At 64.6% G+C, this 20,204-nt stretch carries 18 protein-coding genes; 9 read left to right on the top strand and 9 right to left on the bottom strand.

Annotated features, from left to right (window positions below; genetic code table 11):
• Positions 1-16 precede the first annotated feature (16 nt).
• The 3 genes from WBP06_RS19820 to WBP06_RS19810 are packed head-to-tail and all read right to left on the bottom strand — an operon-like array spanning position 17 to position 2,423.
• The gene (locus WBP06_RS19820) at positions 17-565 is read right to left on the bottom strand and encodes a VOC family protein (RefSeq protein ID WP_395336466.1); all 549 of its coding nucleotides are present in this window, start codon (positions 563-565) and stop codon (positions 17-19) included.
• Positions 562-1,884: an SRPBCC family protein gene (locus tag WBP06_RS19815; protein WP_395336464.1), complete on the bottom strand. Its 1,323-nt coding sequence runs from the start codon at positions 1,882-1,884 to the stop codon at positions 562-564. The genes WBP06_RS19820 and WBP06_RS19815 overlap by 4 nt, the downstream gene beginning before the upstream one ends.
• Complete coding sequence (locus WBP06_RS19810; RefSeq protein ID WP_395336462.1) at positions 1,881-2,423, bottom strand: nuclear transport factor 2 family protein; 543 nt, start codon at positions 2,421-2,423, stop codon at positions 1,881-1,883. Before WBP06_RS19810 ends, WBP06_RS19815 begins: the two co-directional genes overlap by 4 nt.
• Before the next feature lie 186 nt (positions 2,424-2,609).
• Between WBP06_RS19810 and WBP06_RS19805 the strand changes: the two genes are divergently transcribed.
• The 4 genes from WBP06_RS19805 to WBP06_RS19790 all read left to right on the top strand — a co-directional run bounded on the left by WBP06_RS19805 (position 2,610) and on the right by WBP06_RS19790 (position 5,870).
• On the top strand, positions 2,610-3,293 hold the full coding sequence (locus WBP06_RS19805) for a TetR/AcrR family transcriptional regulator (protein WP_395336460.1): 684 nt from the start codon (positions 2,610-2,612) through the stop codon (positions 3,291-3,293).
• A gap of 89 nt (positions 3,294-3,382) precedes the next feature.
• Positions 3,383-4,726 carry an SRPBCC family protein gene (locus tag WBP06_RS19800; RefSeq protein WP_395336458.1) on the top strand — a complete coding sequence of 448 codons (1,344 nt, stop codon included), beginning with the start codon at positions 3,383-3,385 and terminating at the stop codon, positions 4,724-4,726.
• Complete coding sequence (locus WBP06_RS19795) at positions 4,726-5,412, top strand: SDR family oxidoreductase (protein ID WP_395336456.1); 687 nt, start codon at positions 4,726-4,728, stop codon at positions 5,410-5,412. The genes WBP06_RS19800 and WBP06_RS19795 overlap by 1 nt, the downstream gene beginning before the upstream one ends.
• Before the next feature lie 17 nt (positions 5,413-5,429).
• On the top strand, positions 5,430-5,870 hold the full coding sequence (locus WBP06_RS19790; protein ID WP_395336454.1) for a nuclear transport factor 2 family protein: 441 nt from the start codon (positions 5,430-5,432) through the stop codon (positions 5,868-5,870).
• Here WBP06_RS19790 and WBP06_RS19785 read toward each other — a convergent pair.
• Genes WBP06_RS19785 through WBP06_RS19775 form a run of 3 tightly spaced genes read right to left on the bottom strand, consistent with a single transcriptional unit; the run spans position 5,867 to position 8,201 of the window.
• Positions 5,867-6,217, bottom strand: a complete 351-nt coding sequence (locus tag WBP06_RS19785; protein WP_395336452.1) for an EthD domain-containing protein — start codon at positions 6,215-6,217, stop codon at positions 5,867-5,869. The two genes, WBP06_RS19790 and WBP06_RS19785, sit on opposite strands and share 4 nt — an antisense overlap.
• A complete protein-coding gene (locus tag WBP06_RS19780; protein WP_395336450.1) occupies positions 6,214-7,008 on the bottom strand; it encodes a sugar phosphate isomerase/epimerase family protein in 795 nt (264 codons plus the stop codon). The genes WBP06_RS19785 and WBP06_RS19780 overlap by 4 nt, the downstream gene beginning before the upstream one ends.
• Positions 7,009-7,022: 14 nt before the next feature.
• A complete protein-coding gene (locus tag WBP06_RS19775; protein ID WP_395337527.1) occupies positions 7,023-8,201 on the bottom strand; it encodes an aromatic ring-hydroxylating dioxygenase subunit alpha in 1,179 nt (392 codons plus the stop codon).
• Positions 8,202-8,356: 155 nt separating this feature from the next.
• On the opposite strand from WBP06_RS19775, the gene WBP06_RS19770 reads away from it, so the two are divergent.
• The gene (locus WBP06_RS19770) at positions 8,357-9,979 is read left to right on the top strand and encodes an AMP-binding protein (RefSeq protein WP_395336448.1); all 1,623 of its coding nucleotides are present in this window, start codon (positions 8,357-8,359) and stop codon (positions 9,977-9,979) included.
• Between the two features lie 179 nt (positions 9,980-10,158).
• On the opposite strand, the gene WBP06_RS19765 is transcribed toward WBP06_RS19770, so the two are convergent.
• Entirely contained in the window at positions 10,159-10,962 is an 804-nt protein-coding gene (locus WBP06_RS19765; RefSeq protein ID WP_395336446.1) for an SDR family NAD(P)-dependent oxidoreductase, read from the bottom strand.
• A 141-nt stretch (positions 10,963-11,103) separates the two neighbouring features.
• On the opposite strand from WBP06_RS19765, the gene WBP06_RS19760 reads away from it, so the two are divergent.
• Entirely contained in the window at positions 11,104-11,862 is a 759-nt protein-coding gene (locus WBP06_RS19760; protein ID WP_395336444.1) for an SDR family NAD(P)-dependent oxidoreductase, read from the top strand.
• 135 nt (positions 11,863-11,997) lie between these two features.
• Here the strand turns inward: WBP06_RS19760 and WBP06_RS19755 are convergent, their stop codons facing one another.
• Positions 11,998-13,011 (bottom strand): NADP-dependent oxidoreductase, encoded by a 1,014-nt coding sequence (locus WBP06_RS19755; protein WP_395336442.1) that lies wholly within the window; start codon positions 13,009-13,011, stop codon positions 11,998-12,000.
• A 150-nt stretch (positions 13,012-13,161) separates the two neighbouring features.
• Between WBP06_RS19755 and WBP06_RS19750 the strand changes: the two genes are divergently transcribed.
• Together WBP06_RS19750 and WBP06_RS19745 are read left to right on the top strand one after the other, a co-directional pair.
• A complete protein-coding gene (locus WBP06_RS19750; protein WP_395336440.1) occupies positions 13,162-15,468 on the top strand; it encodes a TonB-dependent receptor in 2,307 nt (768 codons plus the stop codon).
• A gap of 15 nt (positions 15,469-15,483) precedes the next feature.
• Positions 15,484-16,248 carry an SDR family NAD(P)-dependent oxidoreductase gene (locus tag WBP06_RS19745; protein WP_395336438.1) on the top strand — a complete coding sequence of 255 codons (765 nt, stop codon included), beginning with the start codon at positions 15,484-15,486 and terminating at the stop codon, positions 16,246-16,248.
• 237 nt (positions 16,249-16,485) lie between these two features.
• Here WBP06_RS19745 and WBP06_RS19740 read toward each other — a convergent pair whose 3' ends face one another.
• Positions 16,486-17,493 (bottom strand): NADP-dependent oxidoreductase, encoded by a 1,008-nt coding sequence (locus WBP06_RS19740; RefSeq protein WP_395336436.1) that lies wholly within the window; start codon positions 17,491-17,493, stop codon positions 16,486-16,488.
• A gap of 180 nt (positions 17,494-17,673) precedes the next feature.
• Here WBP06_RS19740 and WBP06_RS19735 point away from each other — a divergent pair, with 180 nt between their 5' ends.
• Positions 17,674-20,181 (top strand): TonB-dependent receptor, encoded by a 2,508-nt coding sequence (locus WBP06_RS19735; protein WP_395336433.1) that lies wholly within the window; start codon positions 17,674-17,676, stop codon positions 20,179-20,181.
• Positions 20,182-20,204 lie beyond the last annotated feature (23 nt).

Here is a 20,204-nt window from a genome sequence, read left to right as displayed (position 1 = left end):
GGTCCTTGAGCTGAGGTTATGCAGGAAAGCCGGGGCGTATCGGGTCGGTCTCGCCGTCCCACCCGTCTGCGGCATGGGCCACGCGACGGAAGAAATCGGACTGCGCGGGGTTTTCCTCGATCAGTTCGATCATGCAGCCGATCGCCGTGCTCGTATCGATGTAGCTGAAGCGGAACCCGCCGAAGGTGCCGTCCACCGCCGCGGCGAAGCCTTGATCGCGGTAATGCGCGTAAGCGGCATCGTAATCGTCGGCATAGATGGCAAGGTGATGGAAGCCGCCCTGCCCTTTCGCGATGGTGTCGCGATAGGCCGACGGGTTGTTGCAGTGCTGCTGCACCAGTTCCACTTGCACCCCGCCCCACTGCGCGATCGCCACCGAGAAATCGAGGCCCCCGGCCGGTTTGCCGCGATAGCGATACTCCTCCAGCACGACATGCGGCACGGTCAGGAACGGCCCGATCCCCGTGGTCCGCGTCCAGCGCACGCAGGCGGCGTGCAGATCGTCGACCAGCCACGCCACCTGCATCACGTGGCGCCCCGGCACGCCGGGCACGAAGTCGCTCATTCCTGCGGCTGCACCATGTCGTTCAGCAGTTCGTGGAACCGCTGCACGCGCTTTTCCTGGCCCGGCAGGATGCAGCCCTTGAAGCCCCGCGAGTTGAGGCCCTGCTGCTGGCTGGTGCCGATCGACAGGTCCTGATCGGCCACGAATCCCACCGAAACGCCGTCGCCATAGACCGAATGGCGCGCCACCGCGTCATGGCGCAACGGCACCGTGCCGAGCGGGGTCTCCACCTCTCGCATCCCCGCGATTGGCGGATAGAGGCACCAGTGCTGGAACACGCACTTTTCGGGGTCGGTAGGATGCGGCTCTGTACGCAGGACCTGCAACTGTTCCGGGCTCATCGTCAGCGTCAGGTTGGGGAACAGCGTGCAGTGGAAATAGTCGACCAGTTGCTGGTCGCTCATCTGGTCGTAATTGGTGAAGCCCCGCTCAGGCCCCAGCCGCCGCTTCGCCTCGATCACCGCAGCGCGAAGGTCGCCGGTATGACCGGCATAGTCCGCCGGATCGATGCCCCAGGCCCGGGCAATCTGGTCGAGCGGAGCGGGAACCTCGGTGGTGTGGTAATCGACGCGGGTGGTAGCCTGATGGCCCTTCATCCACATCGAGTTGTGGCCCGATGGGTACATCTCGAACAGCGTGTCCGGCAGCCCGTCGTTGATGAAGGTCGCCAGTTCCGGGTGGATCGTCGGCAGGTGGTAGCTCTCGTTGAAATTGTCGCGGATGATCTTCCAGTTGAATTCGCAATCGGCCGAAAGATTGAGCACGCGCACCCAGTTGTCGATGCCGTAACCGGCCAGGCGCTCGGGGAAAGGGGCCAGCCATTCGTGCAGCGGGGCGACATCATCGTCCATGCACCAGAACACGAACGGCCCCCAGGTCTCGCAGCGCAGTTCGGACAAGTGGACTTTGCCGCAGGGGCTGCCGCCCTCGAAATCGTCCGGATCCTGCACCTTGATAAGCGTGCCGTCCAAGTCGTAGGTCCAGTTGTGATAGCCGCAGGTGATGCGCGGCACGCTGGTCACGTCGGCCAGGATCAGCCGGTTTCCGCGATGCGGGCAGGAGTTGTAGAAGGCGCGGATCGATCCGTCCTCCTGCCGCACCATGATCACCGATTCCTTGGCCAGATTGTGCCGGATCACGTCGCCCGGCTCCTCCAGATCGGCCAGCACGCCGCCAAGGTGCCATACCTTGGGCCAGAGGTTCTTCATCTCGCCCGCCATCCACTCCTTGGAGATATAGCGGTCCGCCGTGATCGTGTCCCCGCGCACCGGCGGATCGAATTCCTGCGAATAGCGGGAAACCTTGCTCTGGAGGTTCATGAACGCGCTCCTATCTGGCTGGGATCGGTGCCGCGACGGCCGCCGCGCACGACGCCGGGATTGGCGGCGAAGAAATCGAGCGAGCCGGGATCGTCCTTGACCCAGTCGGTCACCAGCAGGCGCGCGGTGATGCGCCATTCGCCGTTCCGGCAGGCATATTCGTCAAGATATCGCCCGGCGACGAACAGGTCCCGCACGCCGCCGCCCTCTTCGCGCACGCCATGCCACGCCTGGAAATAGGCCTCTCCGCGCGCGGTCTCTCCGGAAACCTCGATGCGGTGCTGCCCCAGCAGGTGATGCGTCGCCTCCATGGTGCCCAGAAAGTCCTGACAGAAGGCCACGAACTCATCGACGGTGCCCTGCATCAACCCGCAGTCCACCACGGCATCGTCGTGAAAGGCCCGGCGCTGCAGCGCCGCGTCCAACCGGTCCAGCCCGCGCATGTAGCGGTGCGCGGCTTCGGCAATGTCACGCCGCGCGGCAAGATCGCGCACTTCGGCGGCGAGATCGAATTCCTGCGCCAGTTGCGCCTCGGTCATGGTCTGCCTTCCTCTCCGCCCTCCGCATGCCTTTGCGGCATGTCTTGGGGGCCCGGCGGGTCGGCCGAAATGAAACCGACTCACCTGCCGGTTTTATGGTATGACGCGGCGGTCTTCCTCACCTGCGACTAAAGCTAGGTGGCGCGAACGGCCTGAGGCAGGCAGCCTTGCCGTCAAGGAGAGGCCATGAACAGCGAGACCCTTCAGGACCGCATCCTGGGCGCCCTGGCCCCGGAAATCCATGCCGAGCCGCCGACGAAATGGCAGCAGCGCAAAAGCGCGCGGATGCGTGAACGGCTGGTCTCGGCCGCGGTCGACTGCCTTGTCGAACATGGCTATCCCGGCCTCACCACCGCCGCCGTCGCCGGCCGCTGCGATGTGTCGCGCGGGGCGATGCACCACCACTTCCCCTCGCGCATGGCGTTGGTGGCGGCGGTGCTCGACCACGCCGTCTATCACCGCATGCGCAGCTTTCTGGACGACTATCTGGACGCGCTTTCCCGCCGTTCGGGCGAACCCAGGATCGAACTGGCGTGCGAGGCACACTGGCGTTCGGTGCAGACACGCGAATATGCCGCGTGGCTGGAACTCGCCGTTGCCGCGCGGACCGATGGCGAACTGGCCACCATCTTCGTCCCGGTCGCCCGCCGCTATGACGAGATCTGGACCAACGAGATGATCGAGGCATTCCCCCAGTGGCGCGACGACTGGGCGAACCTGAAGCTGGCGCACGATTTCACCAGCGCCATGCACATGGGGATGCTGCTGCACCGCCCGATCTTCGGAGACGGCGAACAGGACGGAGAGCGGATGGACCGCCTGCGCCGTTTCGCCGCGCGCACCATGCAAGAGCTTAACGAGCGGCGATAGGCCAGCCGCTTTCTCGCACAAGTGACAGGTGCCGGGCCGCCCGTCCGACACCAGACTGGCCCGCAAACCGACGACGGGAGAGCATCGACATGAACAGGCCTGCCGAGGTCATGGCGCCGCTCGACGGTCGCGATCCCGCCAATCTGCGCGGCGATCCGATCACCGGGGACCGCTATTTCGCCCGCGATTTCGCGCAAAAGGAGTGGGACCACCTCTGGACCCGCATCTGGCATATCGCCGGGCGCCTGGCCGACATCCCGGAGCCGGGCGACTTCATGGTGCATGACTTCATGAAGGAATCGGTGATCGCGATCCGGCAGGAAGACGGCAGCGTCCGCGCCTTCTACAATTCCTGCGCCCATCGCGGAATGCGGCTGGTGCGCGGCATGTCCTCGGTCGACACGATTTCCTGCCCCTATCATGGCTGGCGCTACGCGCTGGATGGCAAGCTGATCCATGTTCAGGACGAGGGCGACTTTCCGCAGGGCAGCCCTTGCGGCAAGCTTTCGCTGAAAGAGCTGCGGTGCGAAAACTGGGGCGGCTTCGTCTGGTACACGATGGCTGCCGAAGGACCGGGCCTGCTCGAATACCTTTCCCCCCTGCCTGAAGTCTACGCGGGCTATCCGATGGAAACGGCCGTGCGCGTCGCCTGGTATCGCATCGCGCTGGACGCCAACTGGAAGTTCGTGACCGACAACTTTTCCGAAAGCTACCACACCCGCACCGCCCATCCGCAAGTGCCGCCGTGGATCGATCAGGACGTGGACACCGCCCGGCACGAAATGTGGCCGGCCGGGCACGGCCGCACGGTGCAGCCGATGCGCCCCTCGCTCTCCGACCGGCTGCCGGACGATCTGCCGCATCCCTACAAACTGATCCTCCAGCACTGGGGCATCGATCCGGACAGCTATGCCTCCTACGAGGACATGGCGATCCAGGGTTGGCTGGACCTGAAGGCCGCGAAAAAGCGCGACTGGAAGGCACGCGGCTATCTCCACTACGAACACATGGACGAGGAGGAAATCACCGACAGTCCGCATACGGTGATCTTCCCCAATGTGACGATCAGCTTCCTGCCGGACAATCTGCTGCTGTTCCGATCCGAACCCCATCCCGACGATCCGGAGAAATGCTTCTTCGACTTGTGGTGCATGGCGTTCCCGGTGGCCGGGCAGGACATGGTGGAATCGGTGATGGCCGGTCCCCGCCCACTGCGTGAGGCGGCCGCCTGCGAACATCGCATTTTCGATGGCGGGCGCGGTATTCCAGAACTGGCCGGGCAGATCGTCTATCAGGACATGGAACTGGCCGAAGGTATGCAGGCGGGAATGCATTCGCGCGGCTATACCGATGCCTACCTGCCGGCGCAGGAAACCCGCGTGCGCTTCTTCCATGAAGTGCTGAACGACTGGCTCGAAGGAAGGAAGCCCTGATGGCGAACGTGGCAATTACCGGCGCGGGGCGCGGCATCGCGCTCGAACTCGTCAAACTGCATCTGGCGAAGGGAGATCGGGTCTTCGCCCTGCTGCGCGATCCCGAAGCCGCCGCCGCGCTGAAGGAGATTGCCGCCGGGTCGGACGGCCGCGTCACCCTCCATGCGATGGATGTGGCGGACGATACCTCGGTCAAGGCAGGGGCTGCCGATACCGGCAATGCCGCCATCGACGTGCTCTACAACGTCGCGGGCGTTTCCGGCAGCACCACCTCGGAGCTGGAGAATGCCGATTTCGCGGACTGGCTGGACGTGTTCAACATCAACGTCAACGGCCCGATGCGCGTGTTCCAGGCCTTCCTGCCGCGCCTGAAACCGGGCGCGAAAGTCGTCAGCTTCGGTAGCCAGGTGGGCGCATCGACATGGCCCTATGCGGGTTACGAGGTTTATTCCGCATCCAAGGCGGCGCTGCATCGGCTGATGGTTTCGATCGCGCTGGGCACGAAGGATCGCGGGATCATCGCGATCAGCGTCCATCCCGGCTGGGTGCAAACCGACATGGGCGGCCCGCAGGCCGATCTCACCCCGCAGGAAAGCGCAGCCGGCATCGCCGAACTGACCGGGCGGCTGACGCCGGCGATGTCCGGCGGGTTCTACAAGTGGAACGGCGAACCCCACGTATATTGAAGGCAGGAGACCCGCCCATGGCCTTCACCGGACCGCTGGAAGACCGCATCCTGATCCGCGAACTGCTCGATACCTATGCCCACGGCGTGATGACGCGCGACGCCAGGACATGGGCGGGGACATGGGCAGAGGACGCCTTCTGGGCCCTGCCCGAGTTTCCCGACCTGGGCGGCTACACCGGCAAGCCCGCCATCGTCGCCGCCTGGGTGGAATCGATGAAGCGCTATGGCCTTGGCGGCGGCAGCCGACCGATGATCTACGTTGCCCATCCCGGCGAGATCCGGGTGGAGGGAGACCGGGCGACGGCCATCTCCTACACATCAGAATTGTTCGACGATCCCGCCAGCGGCAAGACCATGCGCCTGCGTGGCCGCTATGCGGACGAACTGGCGCGGATCGACGGACAGTGGCTATTCACCCGTCGCGAATACAGGACGATGGACGCGCGCGAGGATTAGGGCAGCTCCGAAGCGGCCTCGCTGACGCTGAAGGTGCGGATCCGTTCGCGGTCGAACAGCCGCTCCTCGTCCTCCGCGATCATCGCCTGCGTTTCGGGATCGGCCAGCGCCGCGAAACAGGCATCTCGGGTAGCTGTGTCGGGAAAGTCGATCTCCATCACCACATCGGCATCGCCAGACTGGTCCGTGCCGTCGAGCGGGACGAGGTAACGCCGCACGTACCGCGTGGCATAGCCGGCCAGCACGCGCTCGCCGATGCGGCGGTGGTGCGTCTCGTAATAGATGCGAAAGTCCTCGCGGCTCATGCCGTGACGGCGCTTGAGCAGGGTCACGACGGTAACGGTCACGCCAGCGTGTCCAGCCAGCCGCGTGTGGCATCGAGCACCGCCTTGGCGCGCAGGACGGGATGGCTGAACGCCTCGCGCAGCGCTGCGGAGCGTAGCTCGATCGAAAGCGGCACCTCCGGCGGCAGCGCTTCCAGCAACGCCGCAAGCGGCAGCGCGCCTTCTCCGCATTGCTCGCGCAAGTCCACGGCATCGGCAATCACGGCCGCGAAATCGCCCGGATCGGGCCGCAAAGCACGGGCGTCACAGAACTGGGCGTAAGGCAGCAGGGCCGGATCGATCGCCGCCACTTCTGCCACGGTGGTGCCGGACCGATCGACATGGATCGGATCGACCAGCACTGCCGCCAGCGGATGATCCACCTGCCGCATTACCGCCAGCGCCTGTTGCAGGTTCCGCACCTCGGTGAAAATGCCGAATTCCAGCGCCACGCGCATCCCCGAACCCTCTGCATGGCGGCAAAGCGCGGAAAGCGTGTCGGCCGTAACGCCGTGATCGGGGTGGGAAGAAACGCACAGCACATTCGCCGCGCCCAGTTCCGCCCCCACGTCAATCACCTTGCGATGATCGTCCAGCGCGGCGTCGGGCTTGATCCAGACCACCTCCACATCCAGCACGGGAATCCCGGTGCGAGCCAGTGCCGCGCGCGTTTCCCGCGTCGATTGCGGCGGCCATTCCACCGGATCGATCCAGAGGCCGACCGCGTCGAACCCCGTCGCCGCGCCAGCTTCCACAACGTCCACCGCGCCGAATTCGGGCAAGACACCCGAAGCGAGCGAAAGCTTGCGCGCCATCTGTCCCGCCCGCCTTACATCTGCGGTTCAGGAAGCGAAGCGTCGTCCTGCAAATACCAGTTCAACCACTCATGGAAGTACTGGTTGCCCCTTTCGTTGCGACCGAAGGTAAGCTCGTCATGCGCCCCGGATTCGAGGCCTTTCTGGATCTCCAGCCCGATGACGTAATCCTCCTGATAGGTCACGTCGCGGAAGAAGTTCATCGCCGCTTCCACACCCTCGCGGTCCGCCTCATCGCGCACAGGATCGCGTCGCAGATAGTTCAGCACGGTGCGGTTGCGATCCGGCGTCGGTCCCGGGAAAAGCTGGGCGACCTGGGTGATTTCCGGCGCGATGAAGATCGATACGTTGGGAAAGAAGATCCGCACGAAATCGTAGCCGTAATTCTCCTTCAGTCCCCATTCCTCACGCGGCACGTCCTTCAATTGCTCGGCGATCGAATGCTGGGGGAAACCGATGCGGATGTTCGGGCCGAAGCCTTCGTAATGCGTGCAGTTGGACGGCGTGCGCGGGAAGATCGTTTCGGGATGGAGCGACTGGAAGTGATAGCCCTCCAGATAGCCGTCGAAGGCAATCTTCCAGTTCGCACCCTCGATCGTGCGGTTGCCCAGATAAGTCCAGTCGGCGAAGTCCAGCGCGTCGAAATCCTCCAGAAAACCGCGGAAGTGATTATCGAGGTCCATCGGTGCATTGGGCGTCAGGCAGACGAAGATCATGCCGCCGCGTTCCTCGCAAGGAAGCTGGCGCAGGCCCATCTCGGTCTTGTCCACCTGCCCGAAGGTGCTCGCCTCTGAAATGCCGAGCAGACGACCGTCCGTCGCATAAGTCCAGGCGTGGTACTTGCAGGTGAAGCGCGCGCAGTTGCCATGCCCTTCGGCCGCGACGGGCGCGCCGCGGTGGGAGCAGACGTTCAGGAAAGCGCGGACCTGCCCCTCCTTGTCGCGCGTGATCAGCACCGGCAGGCCGACCGCCTCCATCGCCTTGTAATCGCCGGGATTGGGCATTTCCGCCGTGAAGGCCAGCATCAGCGGCATGCGCTTGAACACCAGCTCCATCTCGGCGTTGAACTGGTCCTTGTCGGTATAGCTCGCGGTGGGGACCTTGAACGTCCGGTCCGTCTGGAAAGTCTTCTTGTTCTCGACGTAGTCGAGCATGATCTCGGCAACGTCGCCAATCTGCTTCACGCGGTCCACTCGGTCCTCTCCCGCATCGTTATCGCCACCGATCCTGTGCTCCTGCGCGAGTGGCGGCAACCTGCGCAAGGTGATAGGTCGATGGAAATCGCGTGCCGGGTCGCTTGGCACTTTGGCCAGTTGGCCGCGATCATCGGCAGGGGCAGTCATCGGTGATGATGGAGAGGAAAGACAGCCCCTGGGCATGGCTTGAAACGCCCCCGCCGCATCTTGCCGCCTATGCCGGAACCGGTGCGTGGGACGAACGCACCATCGCGCAGCAGGCAGAGGCGATGGCCGGACGCGATCCCGATTTCGTGGCGCTGATCGACGGCCCCGTATCGGTTACCCGCGCGCAGGCTTTGGCCGATGCGGAGGCGCTTTCGGCCGCCCTCCACGCGCGCGGACTGCGACCGGGCGATGTACTGGCCTTTCAGGTGCCGAACTGGCGTGAGGCGATGGTCATCAACCTGGCTGCCGCGATGTCCGGTCTTGTGGTCAATCCGATCGTGACGATCTACCGCGACCGGGAAGTGGCGCAGATGCTGGCCGATTGCCGCGCTGTCGCCCTGTTCGTCCCCGCCACGTTCCGCAAGTTCGATTATGCCGCCATGGCCACGCGCATCGCGCCTGACCTGCCGGACTTACGCCACATCTTCACCGTACGCGGGGAAGGCGCCGACGATTACGCCGCGCTGGTCGCAGAAGGGCGCGGCACTTCCTTCGCCCGGCCCACCGTCGATCCGCTGGGCGTGAAGATGGTGCTCTACACCTCCGGCACTACCGGCAGGCCCAAGGGCGTGCTGCACAGCCACGTCTCGATCGCGCGCATCCTGCGGGCAAGCGCCGCACACTGGGGCCTTGCGCCCGGAGAGCCGACGCTGATGCCCTCCCCCGTCACCCACGTTTCGGGCTATGCTAACGGGCTGGAGGCGCCCTTCGTCTGCGGCACCCGCACCGTGCTGATGGAAAGCTGGAACGCGGACGAAGCGCTGACGCTGATCGACCGGCATGCGCTGGTCGGCACGGTCGCCGCTACGCCGTTTCTCGTCGAACTGGCAGCGGCGGCGCGCGCGGCGGACAAGCCGCTGCCCTCGTTCCGCTTCTTCGCCTGCGGCGGCGCAGCAGTACCGGCGGACCTCATTCCCGCCGCCAATGCCGCCTTCGCCCGGTGCCGCGCGTTCCGCGTGTTCGGGGCGTCCGAAGTGCCGCTGGTCACCTTCGGTTGGCCACAGGACGAGGCGCTTGCCGCCACCACTGACGGTAAGGTGGTCGATTACGAAGTGCGGATCGTCGACGCCGAGGAGCGCGATCTGCCGGACGGACAGGAGGGCGAAATCCTCGCACGCGGCCCCGGCATGTTGCTGGGCTATGCCGACGCTGGCCAAACGCGTGAGGCGATCACGGCAGACGGTTTCTTCCGCACTGGCGATCTGGGCGTGCGCTCACCCGCAGGCGCGATCACCGTGACCGGGCGCAAGAAGGACCTGATCATCCGGGGCGGCGAGAACATCTCCGCCAAGGAGATCGAGGACGTGCTCCACGCTCACCCCCATGTGCGTGAGGCGGCGGTGGTGGCCATGCCCCACGCGCGGCTGGGCGAAGGCGTCTGCGCCTATGTCATCGCGATTGGGGCGGTTTCGGGCGAAGACTTGTCCGCCCACGTCGCCGCGAGCGGGCTGGCGCGGCAGAAGATTCCGGAACGCTTCGAATTCCGCGAGGATTTCCCGCGCACCGCCTCAGGCAAGGTGCGTAAGGATCTGCTGCGGGAGGATGTGCGGGGATTGCTGGTTCCGTGAGAACCGCGCACACGGTGTGAGTTGAAGGCGACCCATCACCGTCCTACCCCGTCGCCCCCGTAAAGGCCGGGATCCCGCTTTTCTTGAGCCGCAGCGCTGTGGGTCGAAGAACAAGCGGGATCCCCGCCTTCGCGGGGATGACGGGTATTAAGATGTTGGCCCGCGCTCGGAGACCCCGCCTATTCCCCCATCGCCGCCATCACTGCCGCGTCGATCTCGCTCTTCATCGGATTGCGCCGCAAGGTCAGGCCGCCGTTCACCTGAAGGTTCTCGCCGGTCATGAAGCATTCGTCGCTGGCCAGCCAGACGGCGGCGGCGGCGATGTCGTCCGATGTGCCAATGCGGCCCAGCGGGTAACCGGCCAGAAAGGCATCGAACAACCCCGGCACCTGCTTGGCATCCGCCGTCATCGGCGTATCGGTCAACCCTGGCGAGATCGAATTGGCGCGCACGCCCTCCCTACCGAATTCGTTGGCGATACAGCGAATTACGTGATCGGTTCCGGCCTTGGTGCCCATGTAGGCGGCGTGGTCGTCCAGCATGATCGTTGCCGTGGCGGAGCTGATCTGGATGATCGATCCGCCCTGCCCGCCCCGGTTGCGTGCCATGCGGCGCAGCATCGACTGGAAGAAGTGGAACGGCCCGACGTACTGGAGCATGGTCATCGCCATCACGTCCGCGTGCGTGGTGTCCAGGAACGGCTTCAGCAGCCCCCAGCCGGTGGCGTTGAGGGCGATGTCGATACCGCCCAGCTTCGCGACGGCCGCTTCGGCCAGTGCCTCGACGCTGCCCTCATCGGTCAGGTCGCAGGTCGCCCATTCGCATCCGTTTTGCGCGGCGAAGTCGGCCAGAACCGCCTCCTTGCGGCCCGAAACCAGCACGCGCGCGCCTTCCGCCAGAAAGCGCCGGGCGATGTGCTGCCCCATATTGTCCACGCTGCTCGCGCCCAGAATCACGGCGCGCTTGCCCTGCAGTCGTCCCATCGTTCTCTCCCGTGCTTATCCGGCTGGCCTACCACGCCGGGCGATGCGCCGTTCCTGACCAAAATAGGAGTGGCCCCCGGCCCGTCGAGCAGCGACAACCCGCACAGAAAACAACGCGCGAAGGCAGAGGAACAGGCAGCCATGGATCTTGGATTGAAGGGCAAGAAGGTCATTCTCACCGGCGGCAGCCGCGGTATCGGCCGCGCCGCGCTGGAAGTCTTCGCCGCGGAGGGCTGCGACATCGCCTTCTTCTCGCGCAATGCCGAGCAAGTGGCCGAAACGGTCGAATCGCTGGCACGCCACGGTGGCATCGTGATCGGTGAGGCGCTCGACATGCTGGACCACGGCGCTTACGTCGCATGGCTGAAATCGGCCGCCGATCGGCTGGGCGGCTGCGACGTTTTCGTCCCCGGCGCCAGCGCCTCCGGCTCGGGCGCGACGGGGGACTGGGAAGCCTGCTTCGCCGCCGATATCAAGGGCACCGTACTCGGCTGCGAAACCCTTCAGCCTTATCTGGAGAAATCGGGCGCGGGCGCGATCGTCATCATGGCCTCCACCGCCGGTACCGAGACTTTCATCGTGCCCCAGGCCTTCAACGCCATGAAGGCGGCGCTGATCGCCTATTCGGGCCAACTCAGCCAGATGGTCGGCCCGATGGGCATCCGCGTGAACTGCGTCTCCCCCGGTCCCATCAAGTTCCCCGGCGGCAACTGGGAAGCGATCGGGCAGGCCATGCCCGAACTCTACCAGGCCACCGAAGCCACCTTTGCGCTGGGCCGCTGGGGCGGGCCGGAGGAAGTGGCGCGCACCATCGTCTTCCTCGCCAGCGCCGCCTCTTCCTACACCACCGGCACCAATGTGGTGGTCGACGGCGGCTACACCAAGCGCGTGCAGTTCTAAGCGTTACCCTCCAGCACGGAGCTGACGGCGGGCCGCATGGTCCGCCGTCCTTTTTTTTGCCACTAACCTTCATCATCCCCACCTGCGCGGGGGCGACGAAGCTCTTTGGTCGATCAGCTATTCATGGCCCCGCGCTCAGGCAATCCGGAGCACCAGTTTCCCAGTATTCGCCCCGGAAAACAGCCGCATGAAGGCCGCATAGGCGTTCTCCAACCCTTCCTGCACATCTTCGTCCGCGCGCAGGCACCCTTCGGCCAGCCACTGCGCCATCTGCGCGCCGCCCTCGGCAAAACGGTGGGCATAATCGGCGATCAGAAAGCCGTGCACCGTCGCCCGCCGCGTCAGCACTTGCCAGAGGTTGCGCAGACCCAGCTTTTCGGGCGCGTTGTATTCGCTGATCAACCCGCAAAGCACGATCCGCGCATGGAGCGCCAGGTTGAACACTTCTGCCTCCAGCACCGGCCCGCCGACGTTTTCGAAGACCACGTTCGCCCCATCCGGCGCCGCCTCCGCAATCGCAGCGACCAGCGCGGCGTGATCCTTGCCCTTGTAGTCGATCGCGGCATCGAAACCGTAATCCTCGATCAGGCGGCAGCACTTCTCCGCCCCGCCGGCAATGCCGACCACGCGGCACCCGGCGATCTTGCCGAGTTGCCCCACTGCCGATCCCACCGCACCCGCTGCGCCGGAGATCAGCAACGTCTCGCCGACTTGCGGCCGGGCCACTTCCATCAGGCCGAAATAGGCCGTCAGCCCTACCGCGCCGAGGGCCGAGAGATAGTTGGAGGGCGAGGCCACAGCATCGACGTCGATCGGCATGGTGAACCCACCCGGCATCGCTATCGAATAGTCCTCCAGCGCGTTCAGGCCCATCACCCATTGTCCCACGCGGAAGTCCGGATTGTCTGAGGCATGCACCACACCCACCGTCGTCGCACGCACGGCATCCCCCAGCAGGATCGGCGGCATGTAGCTGGGCGTATCGTCCATCCACCCGCGCTGCGCGGGATCGAGCGAGGCAAAGTGGTTGCGCACCACGATCCCGCCCGGCGGCGGCGCTGGCACGGCCTCCTCCACCAGAGCGAAGTCATCCGGCACGGGTTCGCCAACGGGTCTGCGGGCAAGCAGGAAGCGGCGGTTTACGGGCATGGTGGGTTCTCCTCTCGACGATCCGCTGCCTCGCCATTCGCGGCCCAGTGTGCACCTGTGCAAATTGTCAGGTCGGGCTCGGACTGAATTCGTAGCATAGTGACAGAGTAAAAACGGCTACACGAATAGTCGGGGAGAGGGAGAAAACCAATGGCATCCGCACATCGTCGCGGAGCGTTGCTTGTCGCACTATCGACAAGCGCGCTCTCCTGCATCGCGTCTCCAGCATATGCCCAAAGCGAGGCCGCCAGTACGGCCCCGCCTGAGGCAGCTGCGGCCGCTCCCCAACACGCGACGGTGGACGCCACCGAGATCATCGTCACCGCGCGCCGGCGTTCCGAAACGCTGCAATCGACGCCGGTGGCGATCACCGCGATCAACGCCGCGATGCTGGAGAACAAGGCGGCGGTGAACATCGGCGACCTGCAGGGCGCCGCGCCAGGCCTGCTGATCACGCAGCAGAATTCGGGTGCGCAGGCCGCCAACATTTCCATTCGCGGCCTGACCTATGCCGACATCGAAAAGTCCCAGACGCCCACCGTGGGCGTGGTGGTGGACGGGGTGACGATCGGCACCAGCACCGGCCAGCTTCAGGACGCGTTCGATATCGCGCAGATCGAAGTGCTACGCGGGCCGCAGGGCACGCTGTTCGGCGCCAACACCATCGGCGGCGTCATCAACATCACCCGCACCAAACCCACGATGGAGCCGGGCGTGCGGGCAGAATTCACCTATGGCCGCTGGAACACCTGGGCCGCCAAGGCCATCGCCAACTATGGTGACGGAGAGACCTGGGGCATCAAGGCCTGGTACTTCCACGACCAGACCGACGGCTTCTACCACAACGTCACCCGCGACACGAGCGACGGCTGGAGCAAGGGCGACAGCTATGGCGCCAGCCTGCTGTTCCAGCCCACCGGCTCGGGCTTCGACGCGCAATTGAGCGTGGAAAACGTGGTCCAATCCTTCAACCCGGTGGTCAGTAACCTGGCCAACAGCACCGAGGTGTTCTGCCAGTACGAGCCGGCGAACCAGTGCAACCGCAACACCACGACCGATCTCTACACCACCTTCGGCGATGCCGCGAAGAGCACCTATAACGCGCCGGACGCCACCTTGCAGATGAATTACGATCTGGGCGGCGTGAAGCTTTCCTCCATCACCGGATGGCGGCACAGCAAGGAACGCCAGACGCAGGACTTCGACGGATCGTCCACCGATCTTTATTATGTAGACCGGCGACAGCACTACACCCAGCGGAGCCAGGAACTGCGCGCCGCCGGAAATCTGTTTACCGGGTTCGACTATGTCGTGGGCGGATACTATTTCCATTCCAGCTACGACCTGATCCAGTGGACCCGCCTGTTCGGCTTCGATTCGTCCATCCCGCCGACCGAGTTCGACAAGAATCCGCAAAGCGTGGACGGCAAGACCACCAGCTATGCGTTCTTCGGCGACTTCAACTGGGCCTTTGCCGACAAATGGCGCCTCTCGTTCGGCGGTCGCTGGTCTCACGACAACAAGAAGCTGACCAACAGCTTCGCCGAGACCGGCTTGATCGGATCCGGTGATGCCAACTTCTCGAAGTTCACACCCAAGATCGGGATCGACTACCGCCCCAATTCAGACGTGATGCTCTACGCCAGCTGGTCGCGCGGCTATCGGTCGGGCGGGTTCAGCCCCCGTGCCGCCACGGCGGATACCGCCAGCACCCCGTTCCAGCCGGAAACCGTGGATGCCTACGAAATCGGCGCGAAACTTTCCGCCTTCCAGCGCAAGGTGCAGATCAACCTGGCCGGATACGTGTCCGACTACAAGAACATGCAGCAGAACCTGACGGTGCCCGGCGGCCCCACCGGCAACCAGACGATCACCGGCAACGTGCCCGGCGGCGCGCTGATCAAGGGCATCGAGATGGACGGCACCTTCCGCGTGACGCCGGACTTCACGATCACCACCTCCGCCGCCTACATGAAATCCCACTTCCGCAACTTCGTTACCGACGGCGCCTACGGCACACTGATCGTGCCGTTCGACTATTCGGCCAACCGGCTGATCTACGCCCCGAAGTTCACCGCATCGATCAACGGCGATTACACGATCCCCACCAGCTTCGGCAAAGTGGTGGCCACGGCCGGTTGGCGGCACATCAGCCCGTATGACGAGCAGATTTCGCAAGCCTCGCTTACGCCCGTACTCGATGCCAACGGCAACGTGACCAGCGTGATCGTCAACGGCAACGATCCGCGCGTGCGCACCACCACGCAGGATCTGGTCGACACCAGCCTGACCTTCAACTTCGATATCGGCGACAAGGAAGCCTACTTGCGCGTGTTCGGCCGCAACCTTCTCAACGAGAAGACGACCACGCACGCCTTCACCGTCGCCGGGCTGTGGTCGTTCGGCATGGCGCTGGAACCGCGCACTTATGGCGCCACAATCGGATTCAAGTTCTAACGGAGTACTGCAAACATGGGTCGTCTCGAAGGAAAGATTACGCTGGTTACCGGTGCCGGAAACGAACGCGGGCTGGGTGCGGCCACGGCGCGGCGCTTTGCCGAGGAAGGCGCGTTCGTCTACCTGACGGACCTTGATGCCAAGGGCGCGGAAAGCGTCGCCGCCGCCATCCGCGACGCTGGCGGACAGGCTGAAGCCTATGCACAGGACGTCACCAGCGAAGCAGCATGGGAAGATCTGTTCCAGACGATCGAGAAAGGCCATGGCCGGCTGGACGTGCTGGTCAACAATGCCGGGATCGCCGTGTTGAAACCGTTGACCTCGCTGACGGTCGCCGATTGGGAACGGCAGAACAAGGTCAACCTGGACAGCGTGTTCCTGGGCACGCGCCGCGCGGTGGAACTGATGCGCAAGACCGGCGGCGGGGGATCGATCGTCAACCTCTCGTCCATCGGCGGGCTGGTGGGCGTGCCGATGTGCGGGGCCTATGGCGCGGCCAAGGGCGGCGTGCGGATCTTCTCCAAGGTCGTCGCGATGGAATGCGCGGCTGAGGGCATCCGCTGCAATTCGGTGCATCCCGGCATGATCGAGACGGCCATGCAGGACGTGGCCCGGAACGACAATCCAGACGGCTTCAAGGAGATCGTCGCCTCCATCCCGATGAAGCGCATGGGCAGTCCGCTCGACATCGCGAACATGATCCTGTTCCTCGCCAGCGACGAGGCGAACTACGTCACCGGCGGGGAGTTCGTGGTGGATGGCGGCGTGACCGCGATGTGAAGAATGATCGGCCCGGGCTGCGCGCGAAAAGCGCTGCCCGGGCTGGTTCCTTTCACGGGGTCGGCTAACGCGAGAACGCCCGTAATCCCACTTCGTCATCCCCGCGCAGGCGGGGATCCCGCTTTTTGCTGAGCCATCCTGCTACGCCGCAGAAGGTAGCGGGGCCCCCGCCTTCGCGGGGGCGACGGGGTATTAGACGGCGAAGAATGGCGGGAATAAGTAGCTCAAGGCGCCCGCCTAAAGCAGCACGACGACCTTGCCGATGTTCTTGCCCGTCAGCATCCGCTCATAGGCGGTGAGCACGTTCTCGATCCCCCGCGTCTCGTCGAACCGCACCGTCAGCTTGCCCTCATCCAGCCACGCGCGCAGGTGCGGCAGGAATTCTGCCCCGCGTTCGAGGAAATCGGGGATGAAGAACCCCTCCACCCGCAGGCGCCGCATCAGGATCTGGTCGAAGCGCGCCGGGCCAGGCATCGGCGCCTCGCTGTCATAGCCCGCCACCATCCCGCAGATCGCCACGCGGCCATAATGCGCCATGTTGGGCAGCACGGCGTCGAGGATCGGTCCGCCCACATTGTCGAAGAAAGCATGGATCCCGCCGGGCACGCCCGCCAGCCGCGCCTCCACATCTTCCGTGCGGTAGTCGATCGCCATATCCACGCCCAGATCCTCGACCAGCCAGCGGCACTTCTCCGCCCCGCCGGCGATGCCAACCACTTTCGCGCCCAGATTGCGGCCGACCTGACAGGCCAGGCTGCCCGTCGCCCCGGCCGCTGCCGAAACCGCCAGCCATTCGCCGGGCTTGACCGCCGCCACTTCCTTGACGCCGACATAGGCCGTCCAGGCGTTCATCCCCAACGCACCGAAATGCTGGCGCGGATCGGTTAGGCTCTCATCCACCGCCTCCAACCCTGCCAGCGCAGGCGATACCACCGCCTGCTCCGCCCATTGCCCGAAGCCGCGCACCAGCGTTCCCACCGGAAAGGCCGGATCGCGCGTCTCGCTGACGCGGCCGAGCACCAGCCCCACCATCTTCGCGCCCAGCGGCAGCGGCGGCTGGTAGCCATCGGTGCGCGGGCTCATCCACATGCGGGTGCCGGCATCCATCGACAGCCACTGGACGGCGATGCGCACCTCGCCTTCGGCCAGCGGCGCCCGTTCTTCCGTGCAAAGCGATAGGAAGCGGTCGAAATCCGCATTGCCTTCAGGGTGGCGATCCAGACGCCAGAAACGGTTGCCGTTCAATGTAACTCTCCTGCCGGGTTCTTCGGCCCGAACCGTCACCGTCGCCCGCCCACGCGCGGGCGCCACCTGATCAAACAGCTAGGGCTATCCGTTTGCACAGGCCGCCGCACCGGCCCCGCAGTTCTACGAAGGGGCCAAGACACGAAAATGCGTGACAAGAAAATTGGTGGGAGGCCTGACATGCGATTCTCGAAATCCATCCTGCTCACATCGACGGTGCTGACCGTCGCACTGAGCGCCGCTGCGGCCCATGCGCAGGAGGCGCCGCCCGCGACGCCAGCCCCTGCTCCATCCCCCGCAGAAGCTCAGCCCGCCCACGCAACGGGCGGCATCCAGGAAATCATCGTCACCGCGCGCAAGCGGCAGGAAACCGCGCAGGACGTGCCGGTGGCGGTCACCGCGATCTCCGCCGAGCAGATCGTTTCGCGCGACATCACCAGCGTGGAAAAGATCGCCGCCATCGCCCCGCAGTTCAACGTCGGCCGCGCTTCCAACGGATCGGGCGCGCAGCTGACCCTGCGCGGCATCGGATCGTCCTCCACCTCGATCGGCATCGAACAGTCGGTCGCGGTGGTGGTGGACGGCGCCTATTACGGGCAGGGCCGTGTCATTCAGGAGGGCTTTTTCGATCTGGCCCGCGTGGAAGTGCTGAAGGGTCCGCAGGCGCTGTTCTTCGGCAAGAACGCCACTGCCGGCGTGATCTCCATCACCACCGCCGATCCCACGTCCACTCCCCAGTTCCAGATCAAGGGCGGGTACGAGTTCAAGAGCCAGCAATACCGCGTCGAAGGCTTCGCCTCGATGCCGATCACCGATAACTTGGGCATCCGCATCGCCGCGCGCTATTCGAAGATGGACGGCGGCTACTACCGCAACGTCGCCAATGACGTGACGTTCACGGACGTCGATTCTGTCAGCATCCTGGCCGGCGGTAACGGCGATCCCACCTCGCACATCGCCACCCCGGCGGCGCACAAGGCACCGGGAGAGGAAGAGTTCCTGGCGCGCGGCACCCTGAAGTGGGAACCGACCGACCGGCTGACCGTCAGCCTGAAGGGCAGCGTGGATCTGAACAAGGTCAACAACTCCTCCTGGAACTACGTCGCCTATGCCTGTGGCAATGGCGAAACCTCGCAGCTGAACGGCTATGCGTGTGAGAAGGACTTCGTCACCCACCAGAACAACATGCCGGCCGATGTCGCCGCCAACTATCCCTATGCCAAGAAGGACGGATCGCTCTACAACCGCTATCGATCGGCGTCCGGCACGCTAAATATGACCTACGATGCCGATGAACTGCAGCTATCCTCGGTCACCAACTATCAGTGGAACAACAACCGGTGGACTTGCGCCTGCGACTTCCAGTCCAGCGACAGCGGCTCCGGACCGGGCAGCACCTGGGCGACCGAGAATTCCTCATGGAAGGCGTTCAGCCAGGAATTCCGCGCGCTGACGCAGTTCAGCGGGCCGTTCAACATGATGGTGGGCGCCCTCTACCAGAACACCAAGCGCGATTTCGCCCAGTTCGTGATGACCGGCGGCGTTTCCAACTCCGCCGCGCCGGCCGGCTACGAATATGTCGCCAGCGCCAAGAGCAGCTTCACCAAGGGTGAGACGATGGCCGTGTTCGGCCAGCTGACCTACAAGATCGTGCCCACCGTGGAACTGGCCGGCGGCGTGCGCTATTCGGACGAGACCAAGAACAGCTTCTTCACCCAGCCCTACAACAACCCGCTGTTGACCGGCATCTTCCGCGACCAGAACGATCCCGATGGGCTTGGCGAAGTGACCGCGCGCCAGCACTTCACCAACTGGTCGCCCGAAGCCACGCTGACCTGGAAGCCGACGCAGGACCTGATGGTCTATGCCGCCTACAAGACCGCCTACAAGTCCGGCGGGTTCTCCAACGGCGGGATCAATTCGAAGCTTTCCAACGATCCCTCCGCAGACCTTACCTTCGATCCGGAAAAGGCGGAAGGTTACGAACTGGGCTTCAAGTCCACCCTCTTCAACCGCCAGCTGCGCTTCAACGTCACTGCCTTCAACTACAAGTACAAGAACCTGCAGGTGGACTTCTTCAACTCACCCATCTTCGCGTTCCAGACGCTGACCGCCGATGCCCGGACCAAGGGGATCGAAACGGAATTCCAGTTCGCGCCCAACGGCATCCCCGGCTTCGACGTGCACGGTTCGATCAACTACAACAAGGCGCGCTACACCGATTTCCCGCTGGCCCCATGCTATGCCGGCCAGACCCCGACGGAGGGCTGCAACCTTGCCGGCAACACCCGTCAGGACCTGAGCGGCGCGCCGCTTTCGGTCGCCCCGCGCTGGACCGGCAACCTGGGCGTGAATTACGAGATGTCGGTCGGGTCCTCGATGAAGCTGGGCATGAATGTCGATGCCCGATATTCGGACAGCTATCTGGCCTCCGCCTTCGGTAACCCGCTGTCTAAGCAGGACAAGTACGTCACGCTCGACGCAGGCCTGCGCTTCGGCGCGGCGGACGACAACTGGCAGATCGCGTTGATCGGCAAGAACCTGACCAATCAGTTCTACGTCACCGGCGTGGTGGACGGCCCCTCGACCGGCAGCGGCACCGGCACGGCGGCCGGCGTCCATGCCGACCAGCTGGGCTTCGGCACGCTGCCCCGCACCGTCATGGTGGAACTGACGAAGAACTTCTGAGCGCGTCTCCTCGCAAGGGAAAA

Origin of the sequence: Novosphingobium mississippiense, from assembly GCF_044029535.1 — a bacterium.
Lineage (GTDB): Bacteria > Pseudomonadota > Alphaproteobacteria > Sphingomonadales > Sphingomonadaceae > Novosphingobium.
This window is presented reverse-complemented; position numbering and strand designations above follow the sequence as displayed.

Bases quoted from the DNA above. Each gene is read 5' to 3' on its own strand.
- WBP06_RS19820 (WP_395336466.1), bottom strand. From the start codon at position 565: ATGAGCGACTTCGTGCCCGGCGTGCCGGGGCGCCACGTGATGCAGGTG.
- WBP06_RS19815 (WP_395336464.1), bottom strand. From the start codon at position 1,884: ATGAACCTCCAGAGCAAGGTTTCCCGCTATTCGCAGGAATTCGATCCG.
- WBP06_RS19810 (WP_395336462.1), bottom strand. From the start codon at position 2,423: ATGACCGAGGCGCAACTGGCGCAGGAATTCGATCTCGCCGCCGAAGTG.
- WBP06_RS19805 (WP_395336460.1), top strand. From the start codon at position 2,610: ATGAACAGCGAGACCCTTCAGGACCGCATCCTGGGCGCCCTGGCCCCG.
- WBP06_RS19800 (WP_395336458.1), top strand. From the start codon at position 3,383: ATGAACAGGCCTGCCGAGGTCATGGCGCCGCTCGACGGTCGCGATCCC.
- WBP06_RS19795 (WP_395336456.1), top strand. From the start codon at position 4,726: ATGGCGAACGTGGCAATTACCGGCGCGGGGCGCGGCATCGCGCTCGAA.
- WBP06_RS19790 (WP_395336454.1), top strand. From the start codon at position 5,430: ATGGCCTTCACCGGACCGCTGGAAGACCGCATCCTGATCCGCGAACTG.
- WBP06_RS19780 (WP_395336450.1), bottom strand. From the start codon at position 7,008: ATGGCGCGCAAGCTTTCGCTCGCTTCGGGTGTCTTGCCCGAATTCGGC.
- WBP06_RS19770 (WP_395336448.1), top strand. From the start codon at position 8,357: ATGATGGAGAGGAAAGACAGCCCCTGGGCATGGCTTGAAACGCCCCCG.
- WBP06_RS19765 (WP_395336446.1), bottom strand. From the start codon at position 10,962: ATGGGACGACTGCAGGGCAAGCGCGCCGTGATTCTGGGCGCGAGCAGC.
- WBP06_RS19760 (WP_395336444.1), top strand. From the start codon at position 11,104: ATGGATCTTGGATTGAAGGGCAAGAAGGTCATTCTCACCGGCGGCAGC.
- WBP06_RS19755 (WP_395336442.1), bottom strand. From the start codon at position 13,011: ATGCCCGTAAACCGCCGCTTCCTGCTTGCCCGCAGACCCGTTGGCGAA.
- WBP06_RS19750 (WP_395336440.1), top strand. From the start codon at position 13,162: ATGGCATCCGCACATCGTCGCGGAGCGTTGCTTGTCGCACTATCGACA.
- WBP06_RS19745 (WP_395336438.1), top strand. From the start codon at position 15,484: ATGGGTCGTCTCGAAGGAAAGATTACGCTGGTTACCGGTGCCGGAAAC.
- WBP06_RS19735 (WP_395336433.1), top strand. From the start codon at position 17,674: ATGCGATTCTCGAAATCCATCCTGCTCACATCGACGGTGCTGACCGTC.